This window comes from Amycolatopsis sp. NPDC104775, from assembly GCF_055583325.1.
Genome location: NZ_JBVJOE010000005.1, coordinates 720,526 through 737,163, shown reverse-complemented (window position 1 = coordinate 737,163; position 16,638 = coordinate 720,526). Strand labels below are relative to the sequence as shown.

The 16,638-nt window shown below is 70.7% G+C and carries 16 protein-coding genes; 7 read left to right on the top strand and 9 right to left on the bottom strand.

Going from position 1 to position 16,638, the window contains the following annotated elements:
- Positions 1 to 270: 270 nt before the first annotated feature.
- Together ACZ63D_RS26110 and ACZ63D_RS26105 are read right to left on the bottom strand one after the other, a co-directional pair.
- On the bottom strand, positions 271 to 1,092 hold the full coding sequence (locus ACZ63D_RS26110; protein ID WP_465356969.1) for a GAF and ANTAR domain-containing protein: 822 nt from the start codon (positions 1,090 to 1,092) through the stop codon (positions 271 to 273).
- A gap of 268 nt (positions 1,093 to 1,360) precedes the next feature.
- Positions 1,361 to 1,537, bottom strand: a complete 177-nt coding sequence (locus tag ACZ63D_RS26105) for a CsbD family protein (RefSeq protein ID WP_465356968.1) — start codon at positions 1,535 to 1,537, stop codon at positions 1,361 to 1,363.
- A 311-nt stretch (positions 1,538 to 1,848) separates the two neighbouring features.
- Here ACZ63D_RS26105 and ACZ63D_RS26100 point away from each other — a divergent pair, with 311 nt between their 5' ends.
- Complete coding sequence (locus ACZ63D_RS26100) at positions 1,849 to 2,292, top strand: ATP-binding protein (RefSeq protein ID WP_465356967.1); 444 nt, start codon at positions 1,849 to 1,851, stop codon at positions 2,290 to 2,292.
- A gap of 106 nt (positions 2,293 to 2,398) precedes the next feature.
- Here ACZ63D_RS26100 and ACZ63D_RS26095 read toward each other — a convergent pair whose 3' ends face one another.
- Positions 2,399 to 3,781 (bottom strand): phenylacetate--CoA ligase family protein, encoded by a 1,383-nt coding sequence (locus ACZ63D_RS26095; protein ID WP_465356966.1) that lies wholly within the window; start codon positions 3,779 to 3,781, stop codon positions 2,399 to 2,401.
- A complete protein-coding gene (locus ACZ63D_RS26090; RefSeq protein WP_465356965.1) occupies positions 3,774 to 4,496 on the bottom strand; it encodes a TetR/AcrR family transcriptional regulator in 723 nt (240 codons plus the stop codon). The genes ACZ63D_RS26095 and ACZ63D_RS26090 overlap by 8 nt, the downstream gene beginning before the upstream one ends.
- A 214-nt stretch (positions 4,497 to 4,710) precedes the next feature.
- Here ACZ63D_RS26090 and ACZ63D_RS26085 point away from each other — a divergent pair, with 214 nt between their 5' ends.
- Together ACZ63D_RS26085 and ACZ63D_RS26080 are read left to right on the top strand one after the other, a co-directional pair.
- Positions 4,711 to 5,640, top strand: coding sequence for an anti-sigma factor RsbA family regulatory protein (locus ACZ63D_RS26085; protein ID WP_465356964.1), 930 nt, complete (start codon positions 4,711 to 4,713; stop codon positions 5,638 to 5,640).
- An 80-nt stretch (positions 5,641 to 5,720) separates the two neighbouring features.
- On the top strand, positions 5,721 to 6,692 hold the full coding sequence (locus tag ACZ63D_RS26080) for an L-threonylcarbamoyladenylate synthase (RefSeq protein WP_465356963.1): 972 nt from the start codon (positions 5,721 to 5,723) through the stop codon (positions 6,690 to 6,692).
- 57 nt (positions 6,693 to 6,749) lie between these two features.
- Here ACZ63D_RS26080 and ACZ63D_RS26075 read toward each other — a convergent pair whose 3' ends face one another.
- The 4 genes from ACZ63D_RS26075 to ACZ63D_RS26060 are packed head-to-tail and all read right to left on the bottom strand — an operon-like array spanning position 6,750 to position 11,300.
- On the bottom strand, positions 6,750 to 8,195 hold the full coding sequence (locus ACZ63D_RS26075; RefSeq protein WP_465356962.1) for a glycoside hydrolase family 3 protein: 1,446 nt from the start codon (positions 8,193 to 8,195) through the stop codon (positions 6,750 to 6,752).
- Positions 8,196 to 8,197: 2 nt separating this feature from the next.
- A complete protein-coding gene (locus ACZ63D_RS26070; protein WP_465356961.1) occupies positions 8,198 to 9,028 on the bottom strand; it encodes a carbohydrate ABC transporter permease in 831 nt (276 codons plus the stop codon).
- Entirely contained in the window at positions 9,025 to 10,011 is a 987-nt protein-coding gene (locus ACZ63D_RS26065) for a carbohydrate ABC transporter permease (protein WP_465356960.1), read from the bottom strand. The genes ACZ63D_RS26070 and ACZ63D_RS26065 overlap by 4 nt, the downstream gene beginning before the upstream one ends.
- Positions 10,008 to 11,300 (bottom strand): sugar ABC transporter substrate-binding protein, encoded by a 1,293-nt coding sequence (locus ACZ63D_RS26060; RefSeq protein ID WP_465356959.1) that lies wholly within the window; start codon positions 11,298 to 11,300, stop codon positions 10,008 to 10,010. Before ACZ63D_RS26060 ends, ACZ63D_RS26065 begins: the two co-directional genes overlap by 4 nt.
- Positions 11,301 to 11,927: 627 nt before the next feature.
- On the opposite strand from ACZ63D_RS26060, the gene ACZ63D_RS26055 reads away from it, so the two are divergent.
- The 4 genes from ACZ63D_RS26055 (at position 11,928) to ACZ63D_RS26040 (ending at position 15,905) form a co-directional block, all read left to right on the top strand.
- The gene (locus ACZ63D_RS26055) at positions 11,928 to 13,223 is read left to right on the top strand and encodes a lysozyme (protein ID WP_465356958.1); all 1,296 of its coding nucleotides are present in this window, start codon (positions 11,928 to 11,930) and stop codon (positions 13,221 to 13,223) included.
- 59 nt (positions 13,224 to 13,282) lie between these two features.
- Positions 13,283 to 13,648, top strand: a complete 366-nt coding sequence (locus tag ACZ63D_RS26050) for a YrdB family protein (protein ID WP_465356957.1) — start codon at positions 13,283 to 13,285, stop codon at positions 13,646 to 13,648.
- Between the two features lie 99 nt (positions 13,649 to 13,747).
- Positions 13,748 to 15,337: an acyl-CoA synthetase gene (locus ACZ63D_RS26045; protein ID WP_465356956.1), complete on the top strand. Its 1,590-nt coding sequence runs from the start codon at positions 13,748 to 13,750 to the stop codon at positions 15,335 to 15,337.
- Between the two features lie 49 nt (positions 15,338 to 15,386).
- A complete protein-coding gene (locus ACZ63D_RS26040; RefSeq protein WP_465356955.1) occupies positions 15,387 to 15,905 on the top strand; it encodes a GNAT family N-acetyltransferase in 519 nt (172 codons plus the stop codon).
- Here the strand turns inward: ACZ63D_RS26040 and ACZ63D_RS26035 are convergent.
- Entirely contained in the window at positions 15,884 to 16,534 is a 651-nt protein-coding gene (locus ACZ63D_RS26035; RefSeq protein ID WP_465356954.1) for a S1 family peptidase, read from the bottom strand. The two genes, ACZ63D_RS26040 and ACZ63D_RS26035, sit on opposite strands and share 22 nt — an antisense overlap.
- Between the last annotated feature and the right edge of the window lie 104 nt (positions 16,535 to 16,638).

Sequence of the window (16,638 nt, the reverse complement as noted above, 5' to 3'; positions counted from 1 at the left end):
TCGCAGAGCGGTCCTTCACCTCGTTTTCGCGTCAGGGGCGGTCACTCGATGTTCCCAGTGTCCCTTGCCCTCCTCGGGACCGCCACGCCGCCAGCGACGACAGGGTCGGGATACCCGTCCGGGACGGACTCCAACCGCGGACGGCTCCGCCGGCCGCGAGTCTCGACCGGCGGAGCCTGGTCCCGGTCTCCTGCGCGCCGGAGTCCCGGACCTGATCATCGGCTACCCGTTCGCGGGCGGTTCACGCGGCCCGCCCGGCCCGGCGAGGCGTCAGACGTCGAGTTCCTGGTGCCGTTCGGTCAGCGTGTGGGCGAGTTCGACGAGTTTGACGTTGAGGTCCTGCGAGGTGCGGCGCAGGATGTCGAACGCCTCGTCGGCGGAGATCCCGCGGCGGTTCATCAGTATTCCTTTGGCCTGGCCGATGAGGTCGCGGCTGTCGACGGCGCGCTTGAGGTGGGCTTCCTTGAGCGCGGCCGCGGTGTGCGCGGCGGACCCGGCGAGGGCGAGCGACGCGTGGGAGGCCAGGACGAGCGCGGTGTCGACGGCGTTTTCGTCGAACATTCCGGCCCGGCGGCTGTAGAGGTTGATCGCGCCGGGCGGCAGGTCGGAGGAGCGATCCGGCAGCAGGGTCACGGCCAGCAAGGAGCCGAACCCGAAGTCTCCGGCGCGCCTGCCGAACTCGGGGAACGCGTCCGAGACCGGGAGGTTGTTGGCCAGCGCGTGCCCGGGGCGGCCCTGCCGCGCGGCTTCCACGCAGGGGCCTTCGTCGGTCTCGTACTGGATCCGGTCGAGTTCCTCGGCGGTCGCGCTCGTGCAGACCGGGGTGTGGAACCCGCCGTCGGACGAGCGCAGGGTGATGCTGGCGAGATCGGCCTCGGGCACGATCCGCAGCGCGGCGGACACGACGCGTTCCATCGATTCGTGCAGGGAATCCGCGTCGAGCAGGACGGCCGCGAGCGCGCCGAACCGCTGTGCCAGCGGCCCTTCCGCGGCCACTCCGCACCGGGTCCAGCCGTCGCCGGCCGGTTCCGCGCAGAACGCGACGCGGTCGGCCTCCCAGTCTTCGGCGTCCCGCGTGCCGACGTCAGTCACCTGAGCCTCCTGTTTCCCTGCCCAGTCGCCTGGCAGCACCGGTGAACTCTACCGGGAGGCGAAACCGGCCCGGAGGGCTGACGACGGCCCGTGCCGCGCGTCACCTCACGACGAGGGGCGGGGATTCCCGCGCGCGGCCGGGTTTTCCGGTCTTTCAGGGAGACACCCGCAGGTCGCGGCGGGTGCGGCTGGGGCAGGACTGGCCCGGCGAGACACGCGAAAGGCCGGCGGCCGGAACCGAAGTCCCGGCCGCCGGCCTGTCCGCTGGTCAGTCTTTCACGCTCTTGGCGGCGTCTTTGACCTTTTCCCCCGCCTGCTTCAGCGCGCCCTTGGCCTGGTCAGCTTTCCCCTCGGCCTGCCACTGCTCGTTCCCGGTGGCCTTGCCGAGCGCTTCCTTGGCCTTGCCCTTGATTTCCTCTGCCTTGTTCCCCGTGGTGTCGCTCACGTCGATAACCTCTTTCCGTGCACGGTGTTTTCCGAAACCGGTGCGACGATCGCCGGATTCCCGCGCGGGGCGGAGGCCAAACGAGCCGCCGCGGGATCTGTGCCGCGCGCCACAGGCGCCGGAAACCGCGAAGAGGAGAATGCGGAACTCATCCTGGTTTGCCGTTTCCGTCAGCGGGTACTTGTGTTTCTCGACAGATGACTGGGGCTGCGCAGCGGCGCAGAGGCGCGGGGAAAGGGCCGCGCCGGACCGTCTGCGTCGGGCCTCGAGGCCGCGGGCGGGCACAATGCAGGCCGAGGAGGAGGTCAAGCGTGAGTGTGGACGAGTTTCAGCACAGCCGCTTGCCCCCAGGAGCGGAGACGCCGGGGACCGCCGCACGGCTGGACATGGAGCTGGACCAGGATTTCTCGGCGCTGGGGCTGATCCGGGAGCAAGCGGTGGTCTTCGTGCGCCAGCACTGCCCGCACGCGGACCGGGACGCGGTGGCCGACGTGCGCCTCGTGCTGGACGAGATCGTGTGCAACGCGCTGCGGCACGCCCGTCCGCCGTGCGGGCTGGCTTTGTCGATGCGCGGGGACCGGATCCTGATCGAGGTTTCCGACTCCCTTCCCGACCTCGCCCGGGTCCGCGAGGGATACGACGGCGGGGGACGCGGGCTGGCCCTGATCGCCGCGATCGCCGACCGCTGGGGCCAGACGCCCCGGGCGGGCGGGAAGACCGTGTGGGCCGAACTGGCGCTCTGCCCGGAAGAATAGCCAGCCGGTCAGGAAGGTCTTGCCACTGCGGAGGCGGAAGCCGTTGCGGGGCAAGCAGTTCGGCCGACGCTGCCGCGAAACCTGGTGGGGGAGCGCGAATCGCGGCTCAGCGGTGCGGGATCACCGCCCGGTACTTTCCTCCGCCGGGCTCCTGCCGGGGAGGTTCGTCGGCCCGTTCGAGGGCGACGGCGCGGAGCCCGTTCTCGGCGAGCAGGCGTTCCAGGTCGGTCCGGACGCGGTGCCAGACGCTCTCGGCTTCGGCGTCGTCGGCGAGCAGCATGCGGACGCGCAGGGCCGCTGGGGCGGTCTGCTCGATCTGGAACAGCTCGACCCCCGGAACCCGATCGAACAACGTGCTGAACACCATCGGCGCGAGCGTGACGGGCTCGCCTCTTCCGGAGGGGAATGAGAGCGTGTCCCCGGCGCGGCCGTGCACCCGGACCGCGGGGAGCGGGTTGCCGCACGGACAGGGGTCGGGCCGCAGCACCACGGCGTCGCCGAGGTTGTAGCGCAGGAACGGCTGGACCCGGTTGGCTAGATTGGTCAGCAGGACGGTGTGGGACAGCTGCCCGGGCGGGGTCGGCCGGAACTCGGCGTCGACCGGCTCCAGGACGGCCCAGTCGCTGTTGACGTGGTACCAGCCGTGGGCGCAGCCGTTGCTGAGATAGGTGCATTCGGTGCAGGAGTAGATGGGGCGGACGGTGGTGCGGAACGCGGCCGCGATGCGCTCGGTGTCGGCGGTGGTCATCGTGTCGCCGGCGGGCTGTACCAGCGCCGGCCGGATGCGCAGCCGCCCGGCCTCCTGTTCGGCGGCGAGCAGCCGGATGACGCTGGCGTACCCGATCACGGCGGCGGGCCGGTAGGCGTTGAGCCGGGCGACCAGCTCCGGCATCGGCAGGTGCACCGAGAACACCCGCAGAATCCTTCTGCGCCAAGCACTTTCCCGGGTCGCCTGGGTGTACCCGGCGAAACTGACGTAGTGCCCGCCGGTCGCGCCGATGAGCGCGAGCCGGAACCCCTTGGCCAGCATCCCCGCTACGGGACCCAGCCCGAGCGAGGAATACGCGACGAGCCCCAGCGCGCCCGCGACGTTCTGGTACCGCTCGTCGAGCACGAAGACGCCGCGCTGCCCGCTCGTGCCCGAGGTCGTCGCGATCGAGTACTTGCCGAGGAACCGCCGCCCGATCAGATCCGGGTTGCCGACGAACGCGGTCACGTCGGAGAACCTGACCTCGCGGTCGGTCACCCAGTCGTCGAAGCGCGCGGTCAGGGTTTTCTTGTCGGTGACCGGCAGGAGGGCGGGATCGTCCACGCGCTCGGGCAGTTCTTGGTACAGCTTGGCGTAGCAGGGCGACCGGTCGCGCGCGTAGGCGACGAGATCGGCGAGCCGTTCCCGCTGCCGCCGCGTGAGCGGAGCCGTCCCGTGCGTTCGGGCATCCTTGCGGGCCTGCCGGGCGTCTCGCCTCAGCCACGACACTGGTTCAGTCATCTTCGTCCGCACCCCCGGGGTCGTCGATCTGGTTGCCGTGCCGCACGAATCCGGCCCGGGCTTTTTCCAGGCCGTCCACCAGGACCGCCTTGCCCGCGGCGAAGTCCGCGCCGGGCGGGGTGAGCGTGCGGTCGAGCAGGTCCACCAGCGTCTCCAGCACCTGCTCCCACGAAGGCTGCTCGGGGTCCGGCGGAGCGTCGCCGCCGCGGAGAAACGCGCGCCGGATGGCGGGTGTCAGCGCATCGGTGAGGAAGGCCATGGCGCGGGTGTCGACCTCGGGCCGGACCACCCCCGCGTCGCGCATCGCGTCGAGGAATTCGCGGGTCCTCGACGGCGCCGGACTGCGCTGGAAATGGCTCCCGGCCTTGCGCAGGTACTTGCCGAAGACCTCCTCGTCCCTGGCCACGACCGCCGCGGCGAGCGGCAGCGTCTTGAGCGCGCCCAGCATGGCCCGGGCCATGCTCCCGACGCTGCCGCCCTCGGGATCGGCCTCCAGCCGGGTCCGCCACGCCACCGCGTACCGGTCGAGTTCCCGGGCGACGACCGCGTCGACGAGGTCGTCCTTCGACTTGAAGCACAGATAGACCAGACCGCGGTGCAGGTCGACAGCGCCGGCGACGTCGCCCATCGTCAGCTTGGCGTAGCCGAACCGCAGCAGCAGCCCGGCCGCGGCGTCGAGGATCGCCTGTTCCCGTTCGGTTTCGCGCGCGCTCACGGTGCCATGTTTGACGAGTTGGCGAAATCTGTCAACACGTCATAACACGGGCCGGGACGCAGGTCGCGCGAGAAGGATGCCGTCGGCGCTGCGTGGTCGCCCGGAGACTGGGTAGCCTTGGCCGGCAAGGTGAACCGAGCTGTCCGGCGGGCAGCAGGGGTGAGGTAGTGATCGTGATGGCCGCGGAGAAGCCGCTGTTTCCGGCGGGGCGGCCGTGACGGCCGCGCCCCGGGGCTTTCTGCATCCGGCGCTGTTCTACCGGAGTGCCGAGGAGTTCTCGTCCGGCGTGGGGCAGTTCGTGCGCGACGGGCTGGCCGCGGGCGAACCGGTCGCGGTCGCCGCGCCGCCGGAGCACGTGCGCCTGGTCCGGGACGGGCTGGGCGCCGACGCGGAGCGGGTGCTGCTGGTGGACATGACCGAGGCGGGCCGCAATCCGGGCCGGATCATCCCGGGAGTGCTGCGCGCGTTCGCCGACCAGCACCCGGACCGGCACGTGCGGATCGTCGGGGAGCCGATCTGGGCCGGCCGGTCGGCGGCGGAGTACCCGGCGTGCGCTCAGCACGAGGCGCTGATCAACGTGGCGTTCGAGGGCCGCTGGGCGACGATCCTGTGCCCGTACGACGCCGAAGCGCTCGGCGCGACCGAGCTGGCCGACGCGGTCCGGACCCATCCCTGGCTGATCGACGGCGCGGGGCAGTGGCGCGCGAGCGCGGACTACGCGCCGGACGCCGTGGTCGCCGACTACAACCGCGAGCTGCCGCCCCCGCCCGGCGCCTGGTCCTTCGCCGTCGCCGAACCCGACCTCGTCGAGCTCCGCCGGGTGACCGCCGAGACCGCGCGGCGGCACGGCCTCTCCGAGGACCGGGTCGAGGACGTGGTGATGGCGGTGACGGAGCTGGCGGTCAACAGCGTGGAGCACGGCAGCGGCACCGCGTGGGTGAGCCTGGGTTTCGCCGACGGCGAGCTGGTCTGCCAGGTCCGGGACGAGGCGTGGCTGGCGGATCCGATGGCCGGTCGCGTCCCGGCCTCCCCGGACCAGGTCCGCGGCCGGGGATTGCTGCTGGTGAACCATCTCGCGGACCTGGTGCGGATCCATGCGGACCCGGCCGGGTCGACGGTGGAGGCGCGGTTCGCCGCCGGGTGAGGGGACGGGCGCAGCCGCTCGGCACGCGCGTCTTAGGCTGACGGGCGGGAAAGCGATCCGTCTGGCAGGAGAGTGCGAAGGTGACCGCGGCAGCTGGCGACATCGAGAAGGCGGCCGAGGTGCTGCGCGGCGGGGGTTTGGTGGCCTTCCCGACCGAGACGGTCTACGGCCTCGGCGCCGACGCCTCGGACCCGGCCGCCGTTTCCCGCATCTTCCAGGCCAAAGGCCGCCCGCCCACGCATCCGCTGATCGTCCACGTCGCCGGTGCGGAGTTCCTGGACGGCTGGGTCGAGAAGGTGCCCGAACCGGCGCGGCTGCTGGCCGAGCGGTTCTGGCCGGGCCCGCTCACGCTGGTGTTGCGCCGCGGCCCTCGGGTGTCGTCGGCGGCGACCGGCGGGCTCGAGACGGTAGGGGTGCGCGTCCCGGACCATCCGGTCGCGCTCGCGCTGTTGTCGGCGTTCGGCGGCGGCGCGGCGGCCCCGTCGGCGAACCGGTTCGGCTCAGTCAGCCCGACTACCGCCGAGCACGTCCGCGCGGAGCTGGGCGAGGCCGTCGATTTCGTGCTGGACGGCGGACCCTGCCAGGTCGGGGTCGAGTCCACCATCGTCGACGCCACCGGGGACACGCTCAGCGTGCTCCGGCCCGGAGGGGTGCCCCGGGAGGACCTCGAAGCCGTGCTCGGCTATTCGCTCGAAGTGCCTTCGTCGAGCCCGATCCGGGTCCCCGGCCAGCATCCGTCGCATTACGCGCCGCGGGCGCGGGTCATTCTTGTCGAGCCCGGCGAGGTGGCGGCCGAAGCGGAACGCGCGCGAGGACTCGGGCACCGGGTGGGCGTTTTCCTGCCGCCCTCGCAGGACAGCACGCCGCCGGAAGCCCATGCCGTGGTGGAGGTTCCGGCTTCGCTGGCCGAGTACGCCCGCGGCCTCTACGGTTTCCTGCGCGAGCTGGACCGGCGAGGCTGCGACCTGATCGTCGCGTCGCTGCCCGAGGAGAAGGGGCTCGGCCTCGCGATCGCGAACCGCCTTCGCCGCGCCGCCGGTCCTCGCACCTGAGCGGTTTCCGTGCGGGGAATCCGGCCGGAGCCAGCAGGATTCCCCGCACGGACGGCGTCAGGAGCGGGCCAGGTACTCCGCGGCGGCGCGCAGGCTCACGTAGGAGCCGCTGAAAGTGTCGATCCGCGGCCCGGCACCGGTTTCCGGCCCGGGAACCCCGGTCTCGACCCGGATGTAGTCCACAGTGGACAGACCGGCCAGGAATTCCCGGACCGCCGGATGCCGGTGCGCTTCCCGGGTCACCACCACGACGCTGTCCGCTGCCGAGGCTTCGGCCAAGACCGTCGGGACGTCGTCGGGGGAGACCGAAAGCGTCCGGGTGCCCGGAACCAGGTCCGCCAGGTGCGTCCCCAGCCCCCACGGCATCGGCCCGGCCGCGATGCCCGGTTCGGTCTGCACGTCGACTACCAGCGAGCGGCCGGTGAGCCGAGGCGTGCCGGTAACGCGCAGGGCGGCCCGCGCGGCGGACAGGCCGAGCGAGTAGTCCACCGGCCGCACCGTCGCCGGAGCCGGGGAAACCCCCAGCGAAGCCGTCCGAGCGGCAGCGTCGGCCAAGCGCGCCAACGGAAGCCGTCCCTCGGCCACCGCGGCGACAATCGCTTCCGCGGTCCGATCCAGCGTCTCCGCGTCGAACGCCGCGCCGCCGAGGCACAGCGCGTCCGCACCGCCCAGGAGCGCCCGGACCGAAGCCTCGCCGAGACCGTCGTGCCGCCCGTACGCTCCGGAAACCGCCCCCATCTCCAACGCGTCGGTGATGACCGCTCCGGTGAAGCCCAGTTCGCCGCGCAGCACGTCGACGAGCGCGGTGCGGTTGAACGTCGCCGGTTCCTCGCCCCATTCCGGCACGACGAGATGCCCGGACATGACCGTCCGGACGCCCGCCTCGATCGCCGCGGCGAACGGGACCAGTTCGACCTCCCGCAGCTCGGCCGCGGTCCGCGGCAGCACGGGCAGCGAGAGGTGCGAATCCTCGGTCGCCGCGCCGTGCCCGGGGAAGTGCTTCGCGCACGCGGCGACGCCGTACTTCTGCATGCCGGTCACGAAAGCCGCGACGTGCGGCGAAGCCGCGACGGGGTCCGAACCGAATGCCCGGACGCCGATGCCCGGATCCTCCGCGGCGAGCGTGAGATCCGCGCACGGCGCGAGGTTCACCGTGACCCCGCACGCCGCCAGGCGCTCGCCGAGCGCGGCCGCGACGGACGCGGTCAGCTCCGGATCCCCGGCCGAGCCCAGCGCGAGCGGGCCGGGCACGAACGAGCCCTTGCCGACGTCGAGACGGGTGACGTCGCCGCCCTCCTCGTCGATCCCGACGACCACGCCGTCCCGCTCGGACCGCAGCTCGGACGTGAGCGCGGCGACCTGCTCGTCGTCGACCACGTTGCGGCCGAACAGGATCACGCCGCCCAGCCCCTCGGCGAGGCGGCGGCGCACCCAGTCCGGAGCCGTCGTCCCGGAGAATCCGGGCAGCAGCACGGCTTCGGCCAGCTTGCGGGGCTCGGACACCATCATCCCTTCACCGCGCCGGCGGTCATGCCGGACACGAGTTTCCGTTGCACGATCAGGAAGAAGACCACCGCGGGGATCGCGTAGATCACCGACGCCGCCATGACGCCGCCCCAGTCGATCGAGAACGCCGTCTTGAACGACGACAGCCACACCGGCAGCGTCTGCTTCGACTGGTCCCGCATGAACACCAGGGCGAAGAGGAATTCGTTCCACGCCGTGATGAAGCTGAACACCGACGTGGTGACCAGGCCCGGGCCGAGCAGCGGGAGCGTGACCCGGCGGAACGCGCCGACCCGGCTGCAGCCGTCGATCATCGCGGCCTCTTCGAGGTCGTACGGGATGCCGTTGACGAACCCGTAGAGCATCCACACGGTGAACGGCAGCGACGTCGCGAAGTAGACCAGCAGCAGCGACGGCAGCGTGTTCAGCAGCCCGATGTCGCGCATGAGCAGGTACATCGGGATGAACAGCGCCGAGAGCGGGGCCAGCTGCGCCACCAGGATCAGCAGCAGGAACCCCTTGCGGCCGCGGAACCGGAAGCGCGCCAGCGGGATCGCCGCGAGCACGCCCACGATCAGCGCGGCCAGCACCGCGCCTAGCGTCACGATCAGGCTGTTGGTCAGGTACGTGACGAACCCGGGCTTGGTCAGCGCCGACGCGAAGTTCGACAGCGTCGCCGAGGTCGGGATCAGGTCGTACTTCGGCGACAGCACGTCGCCCGGGGTCTTCAGCGACGTCGTGAACATCCAGTACGTCGGGAAGAGGAACAGCAGCGCCACGAGGATGCCGGCGACCGACACCAGCACCCGGGCGGGCAGGGACTTTTTCACGCGATCTCCCCGTCCTTGGTCCGGACCAGCAGCTGCACGTACCGGCCGGTGACCAGCAGGAGCAGCACCAGCATGATGGTGGCGATGGCCGCGGCGGAGCCGAAGTGGCTGCCCGCGATGCCCTTGAGGTACTGCAGGATCGCCAGCGTGGTGCTCGCGCCGTCCGGGCCGCCCTGGCGGATGGCCCACACCTGGGCGAACATGTTGAAGTCCCACAGCATCGACAGGAACGTCACCATCGTCAGGATCGGCCGGATCGCCGGCCAGCTGACCGCGCGGAACGTCTGCCACGGACCGGCCCCGTCGATGCCCGCCGCCTCGTAGTGCTCGCGCGGCACGCCGATCAGGCCCGCGTAGAGCGTGAACGCGACGAACGGCACGGCCTGCCACAGCACCAGCAGCCCGATCACCACGAGCGTGCTCGTGCCGGTGGAGAACCACGAGTAGCCGATGAACGAGTGGAAGCCCAGCCGGTCCAGGGTTTTGTTGAGGATGCCGTACTGCTGGTCGAAGATCCACTGGAACACCGTGGTGGTGGCGATGACCGGCACCGCCCACGCGAGCACCAGCGAAATCTGCACGAAGATCCGCAGCACCGGGTGGAGATGCCGCATCAGCACCGCGATCAGCAGCGCCACGAGCAAGGTCGCGGCGACGAGCGCGGCGGTGAAGAGGACCGTGCGGATCGCGACTGCCCAGAACTCGGGGTCGGACAGCACGTCGGTGTAGTTCTTGAAGCCGATCCACACCATCTTCCCGGTCACCAGCTCGCGCAGGTCGAGCTGGCGGAGGCTGATGCCGAGCATCTGGACGGTGGGCCAGCCGAGCAGCACCAGCACGGCGGCGAGCGCGGGCAGGAGCAGCAGGTACGGCATGAGCCGTTCGCTGAACCAGCCGGTCGCCCGCTTCCGCGCCGCCCCGACGTGCGCCGATGCCGGCGGGGTCGCCCCCGCCGGCATCGGCTTGTCCTTCGTCGCGGTCATCCGCCGATGATCTTGTCGAGGGCCGTGTTCGCGTCGGCCGCGGCCTGGTCGAGGGTCTTCTTCCCGGTCAGGTACGCGGTCAGCATGTCCTTGAGCGGGTTCTGGCCGGATTCGACCTCGCCCCACTTCGGGCTGGCCGGCATCGCGTGGCCGTTCTTCGACGCCTTCGCCATCACCGAGCCCAGCGGGTCCTTGTCGAGCGCGCTGAGGTCGGTGGAGGTGCCCGGCACGTAGCCGCCCGCGGCGAGCTGCGTCATGTACTTGGTGCCGGTCAGCAGCTTGAGGTAGTCCTTGGCGAGGTCCTGGTGCTTGCTGTTGAGCGGGACGACCAGGTTGGAGCCGCCGAGGAACACCGGGGCGGTCTGCCCGGAAGTCTTCGACGGGATCGGGAACGCGCCGGTCTTGGCGGTGATGCCCGGGTCGGTCTTGGCCGCGGTCGCGACCTCGTTCGGGGTGCCGATGAACATGGCGACCTTGCCCGCGGCGTAGATGCCCGCCTGCTGCGGCGTGGCCTCGTCGTTGTCCTTCGGCGCGGTGGTGCCGGAGACGTCCACGAGCTTCTTGTAGAACTCGAGGCCCGCCTTGGCTTCCGGCGTGTTCAGCGAGGACTTGAAGGACTTGCCCTCGCCCTTGGCGATGTCGCCGCCGTTGTCCCAGATGAACGACGACAGCGCGTACCAGTTCTGGCCCGGCATGTAGAGCGGCTGGAACTGCGGGTCGCTGCCGAACTTCGCCTTCAGCTTCCCGATGTCCTCGAGCCATTCGTCGTTCGAGGCGGGCGGCTTCGCGATGCCCGCCTGCTCGAACATGTCCTTGCGGTACATCACGACGCGGTTCGCAGCGTAGAACGGCACGCCGACGGTTTTGCCGTCGTACTGGCCGGACGCCTTGAGCCCGGCGAGCCACTGTCCGCCGTTGAGGTTGTTGACGTCGCCGGACAGGTCGGCCAGCACGCCCTGCGCGGCGAACGCGGGCGTCTGGGTGTTGCCGACCTCGATGACGTCGGGCGGGGTGTCGCTCGCCAGCGCGGTGGTCAGCTTCTGCTGGATGCCGTTCCACTGCTGGATCTGGTAGTCGACCTTGACGCCGGGGTGGGCGGCCTCGAATTCCTTGTTCAGGGCGGAGGTCAGGCTGTCCGGCGCGGAGCCGGTCATCAGCCAGACCGTCAGCTTGCCGTCCTGCGCGCCCCCAGCGCTCGAGGCGTTCTCACTCCCGCCGGAGCCGGCGCACCCGGCCGTGGCGAGCGTGATGGCGGCGGCTCCCGCCGCCAGCTTGAGCCAGCGCTTCACGTGTCTCGTCCTTTCGGTGCCCGGTCGTCGGCGACCGGGGCTGAATGACAAATGGTGTAGACCAATGTCCTGCAGGGTGGTCCGGACCACAGCCGGTGTCAAGCCGGTTGCCAAGATGTTGCGAAGACGGCGGCCGGGTTGACGCTGTGTGTCCGCGCGGTTACCGCAGTTCCGGGGAAAAGCGCTGGTAGAGCCTGATTTCCGCAGTGCGGGCAACGGTTTCCGGCGCGGGGGAGTTGTTCGTGAACGGATTGCCATCCCGGGCGTGTCGTGTCCGCGAAGGGGTTCCGCGCCGCCGACTTTCGGCCCTTGCGCGAGACCGCTGGGGCGGATTCGCGGCGCTTTTGTTGTCCGGTCGGCGGCACCGCGAAGAGTGGTTACCCGCTGCGAGCAGTGGCGGGCCGGTGACCCGGGGTGGGTGAGTTTCGTCCCGCCGGGCAGTGCGCGCATCCCCAGTGACCTGGGAAAACCTCTTGTGTACCACGCGTCACATCACTCCCAGTGGTTTACAGGCGTCCCGCGTGTCACACACACTGAGGCTCGCCCAGGTGATCCGGTGCCGATCTTGGGGAAGAGACTCGGACGGCCGGAACGCTCCCCGGGCGGGAAAAGAAGAGGGAGTAGACGATGACGGGCTCCGGGCGGATAGCGGCTCGGGCGGGTGCGGTCGTAGCGGCGGCAGCGGTGGCTGCCGCCGGAGCGCTGGGGCTGCTGCACGCGCCCCAGGCGGTGGCGGCGCCCGCCGAGGTGCCGGGCATGGACGTGTCCGGGCACCAGGGCAATGTGGACTGGAAAGCGGCCTGGAACGCCGGCGCGCGCTTCGCGTACGTCAAGGCGACCGAGGGCACGGGGTACCGAAACCCGTATTTCGCGCAGCAGTACAACGGTTCTTACGACGTCGGGATGATCCGCGGCGCGTACCATTTCGCGCGGCCGGACGTGTCCGACGGCGCGACGCAGGCGGACTATTTCGTCGCGCACGGCGGCGGCTGGTCCGCGGACGGCCGCACGATGCCGCCGATGCTGGACATCGAATACAACCCGTACGGCTCCACCTGCTTCGGCCTGTCGCAGCCGGCGATGGTGTCGTGGGTGCGGTCGTTTTCCGAGCGCGTGCACGCGAAAACGTCGCGCTGGCCGATGCTCTACACCACCACCGACTGGTGGAAGACCTGCACCGGCAACTCGGCGGCGTTCGGCGACACGCATCCGCTGTTCATCGCCCGCTACGCGCAGAGCGCGGGCCCGCTGCCTTCGGGCTGGCGGTACTACACGATCTGGCAGTACTCCGACTCCGGCAACAAGCCCGGTGACCAGGATTCGTTCAACGGCTCGATGGAGCAGTTGATCAAGCTCGCTGGCGGCGACGCTCCGAAGAGCGAGGCTCCGGCGCCGCCGAAGCCGACCATGTCCACGAAGCCGCCGACTTCGCCGAAGCCGAGCGCGCCGCCGACCTCCTCGGCGACCAAGACGCCGACCAGTTCGGCCACGCCTTCGCCGACGACGACCCCGAAGGCGAGCCCGACGACGTCCAGCAACCCGACGTCCTCGGCCACGAAGCCGCCTGCCTCCACTTCGTCGCCGGCGGCGAAGAAGGACATCAGCGGTCTCGTCTGGGCGGGCGGCAAGCAGGCGAATCCGCCGGGCTCGCTGTCGGACGCAAGCCACGCCGACTCGCTCACCGCTCGAGTGCACGAAGTCGCGAAGGTGACGCCGAAGGTCCCAGCGGCTCAGAAGACAGCTTCGCAGAAGGTCACGACGAGCCAGCCGACGCAGACCTCCGCGCCGGAAGCCAGTCAGCCGAAGCAGCAGGCACTCGCGAAAACCGGCGTGAACACCCCGCGGCTCGCCGTGTTCGGGGCGGCGCTGCTGGTGTTCGGCGCGATCCTGATGACGCTGTCCCGGATGGTCGCCCGCCGCTGATCCCGGCCGGGTCCGCACTCCGCGCACGAAACGCGGGCCCGGCCGTTAGGCTTCCCGGCGTGACCACCACTCGACCCGAATTGCGCGGTTTCCCCGGCGCGGTGCTCGTCCTCCGCTTCCTGACCGAACTGGCGCTGCTGGCCGGGCTCGCGGTCGCCGGTGCGCGCCTCGGCGGGAGCGTGTTCCTCGACATCCTGGCCGCCGTGGCGTGGCCGGCGCTGGCCGGAGCGATCTGGGCGCTCGTCATCGCCCCGAAGGCGAAGCGGCGCTGCCCGGAGCCGACGCGGTTTTTCCTTGAGACCGGGCTGTTCGCGGTGGCGGCGCTCGGGCTGATCGCGTCCGGGTTGCTGGTCGCGGGGATCGTGCTGGGCGTCGCCGGGATCGCGGTGGCGGTCGCGGTGCGAGTGTGGGCGAAGGACGGCTGAGCGGTTTTCCCGGGCGGGTGCCGGTTCCTGCGGGTCCACTTGCGACAGCGGCGCCGGGTCGTGCTTGCGCGCGCCGCGCCGGTGGATGAGACTCCCGCTATGCCGAGCCCGTTCAGCGCCGAAACGGCGGAAGCGATCCAGCAAGCCCGCCAGCATTCCGTCGGGGATCTTCTGCGGCGCACCGCGGCGCGCCTGCCGGACAAGCTCGCGATCGTCTCCGGGGAGCGCCGGGCGACCTACCGCGAGTTCGACGCGGCGGTGAACCGCTGTGCGCACCGGCTCGCCGAACGCGGTCTCGCGAAGGGCGACCGGCTCGCGCTGCTCAGCCACAACTGCTGGGAGTACGCGGTGCTCGTGTTCGCCGCGGCGAAACTGGGTGTGGTGCTGGTGCCGGTGAATTTCATGCTCGGCGCGGAAGAAGTCGCGTTCATCCTCGGCCACGCCGGAGTGTCCGGGCTGATCGCCGAGGACACGTTGCTCGACACCGCGGCCGAGGCGTTGAAGCGCACTGGCCGTACCGACGTCGTGCGCGGACGGATCGGCGGCAGCGGCGGCGAATGGGAGAGCGTCGCGGACTGGATCGACCAGCCCGGCGACGAAACCGCGCCCGCGGTGCTCGTGGCGGACGACGATCCGCTGCGGCTGATGTACACCTCCGGCACCGAATCGCGGCCGAAGGGCGTGCTGCTGTCGAGCCGGTCGCTGATCGCCCAGTACGTCTCGGCCGCGATCGACGGGAACATGACCGGCGACGACATCGAGGTGCATTCGCTGCCGCTCTACCACTGCGCGCAGCTGGACTGTTTCCTGTCGGTCGACGTCTATCTCGGTGCGACGAGCGTGATCCTGCCCGGCCCGGATCCGGCGGCGCTGCTGGCCGCGGTGGAACGCGAACGCGCGACGAAGCTGTTCGCTCCGCCGACGGTGTGGATCTCCCTGCTGCGGCACCCGGCGTTCGACACGACGGACTTGTCCAGCCTGCGCAAGGGTTACTACGGCGCGGCGGCGATGCCGGTCGAAGTGCTGCGCGAACTCGCGCGCCGGCTGCCGGACGTGCAGCTGTGGAACTTCTACGGCCAGACCGAAATGGCCCCGCTCGCCACGATCCTGCGCCCGCACGAACAGCTCGCGAAGGCGGGTTCGGCGGGCCGGGCGTCGGTCAACGTCGAGACCCGGATCGTGGACGAGGACGGCCGCGAGCTGCCGCCGGGCGAGGTCGGCGAGATCGTGCACCGCAGCCCGCACGCGACGCTCGGTTACTACGAGGACGAGGAGAAGACCGCCGCGGCTTTCGCGGGCGGCTGGTTCCATTCCGGCGACCTCGGGGTGCTCGACGAAGAGGGTTATCTGTCCGTAGTGGACCGGAAAAAAGACATGATCAAGACCGGCGGCGAGAACGTCGCGAGCCGCGAGGTCGAGGAAGCGCTGTACCTGCTCGACGGGATCGCCGAGGTCGCGGTGTTCGGCGTCGCGCATCCACATTGGATCGAGGCGGTCACCGCGGCGGTCGTGCCGCGCGAAGGCGTCACGCTCACTGAGGCCGAGGTGCTCGCGCACGCCCGGAAGCACCTGGCCGGGTACAAGTGCCCGAAGTACGTGGTGTTCGTGGACGCGCTGCCGAAAAACCCCAGCGGGAAGATCGTCAAGCGCGCGCTGCGGGAGGGGCACGCGGACCTGGCGCAGGGCTAACGCTCGAAAATGAGCTGTGCGCGGGGCGCTCGGCGGGAAGACTGGGCCGGTGATCCGTCTCGTCGAACCGCCTCGTCTGGTCCTGCCCGCAGTGGACGTGCGGACGTCGTATCTGGTCGGCGAGCAGGCGGACTGCCTGCTGGAAGGCCGCCCGACCGAATGGCTGGACGCGGCGAGCGCCGACTTCGCCGAGTTCGTCGCCGCTCGCCGCGGGGTACGGCAACGGTGGGGAGTGCCTTCCACGCTCTTCTGGTACGTCTCCGGCGAGTACTACCTGGGCAGCTTGGTTGTCCGGCACGAGCTCACCGCCGAACTCGCCGAGGCCGGCGGGCACATCGGCTACCACGTGGTGTCCCCGTGGCGCGGGCAAGGCCATGCCACGCGGATGCTGGCGGCCGGGCTCGCGGAATGCCGGAGCCTCGGCCTCGCCCGCGTCCTCCTGACCTGCGCGCCGGACAACGAACCTTCGCGCCGGGTGATCCTCTCCAACGGCGGCGTGCCGGACGGCCGGAAGCGCGGCGAAGACCGGTTCTGGATCGACCTCGCTCAGGCGAGCGTGGCCCCGTAGGCGGCGAGCACGGGCGGCAGCGGCTGGAAGAAGCTGACCTGGCTGTTCCCGCCGGACAGCACCCCGTAGCCGACCCCGGCGTAGAACAACGGGCCGCCGCTGTCGCCGCTGTCGACCGGGATGTCGGTGGCGATCGTCCCGACGACCTGCTTGCCGTCTCCGTAGTTCACGGTCTGGTTCAGGCCGAGGACCTTTCCGCAGGTCTTCTTCGTGGTCATGCCGCTCTTGCACACCAGCTGGCCCACCTGCGGGGTGCCCGCGCGCAGGATCCGCTGGGTGCTGCCGTCGTAGAGGTCGACCCGGGCGTGCCCGGAGCCGGACGGGTCCTGGACGCGGCCGTAGTCGGTCACCGGGAAGTGGGTGTCGACGTTGGGGCCGATGTCTTTCCAGTCGAGCCCGTGCTCGGTGCAGTGTCCGCCGGTGAGGATGTACCGGACGTCCTTGACGAGGATCGCGAACCCCGCTGAGCAGTAGTACGGCGCACGGCCGGGTCCCGGTGAAACGGTGTACATCGCGTCGCCGCCGTTGACCGTCGCGCCGGCTGCCGAGGCGGACGGGCTGAGCAGAAGGGCGGCAGCGGCCGCGGAAAACAGCACTCCGGCCACCTTGCGGCGCGAGCAGCGAAACATCGGCGGGTCCTTCCGTCCACAAGAGACTGACTACGTGCGGCCAGTCCAGTGCCGGGCGCACGGCGGCACAAACCGAGTCAGCCGACCGTCCCGGGACTACGTCC

Bases quoted from the DNA above. Each gene is read 5' to 3' on its own strand.
- ACZ63D_RS26055 (WP_465356958.1), top strand. From the start codon at position 11,928: ATGACGGGCTCCGGGCGGATAGCGGCTCGGGCGGGTGCGGTCGTAGCG.
- ACZ63D_RS26065 (WP_465356960.1), bottom strand. From the start codon at position 10,011: ATGACCGCGACGAAGGACAAGCCGATGCCGGCGGGGGCGACCCCGCCG.
- ACZ63D_RS26045 (WP_465356956.1), top strand. From the start codon at position 13,748: ATGCCGAGCCCGTTCAGCGCCGAAACGGCGGAAGCGATCCAGCAAGCC.
- ACZ63D_RS26035 (WP_465356954.1), bottom strand. From the start codon at position 16,534: ATGTTTCGCTGCTCGCGCCGCAAGGTGGCCGGAGTGCTGTTTTCCGCG.
- ACZ63D_RS26095 (WP_465356966.1), bottom strand. From the start codon at position 3,781: ATGACTGAACCAGTGTCGTGGCTGAGGCGAGACGCCCGGCAGGCCCGC.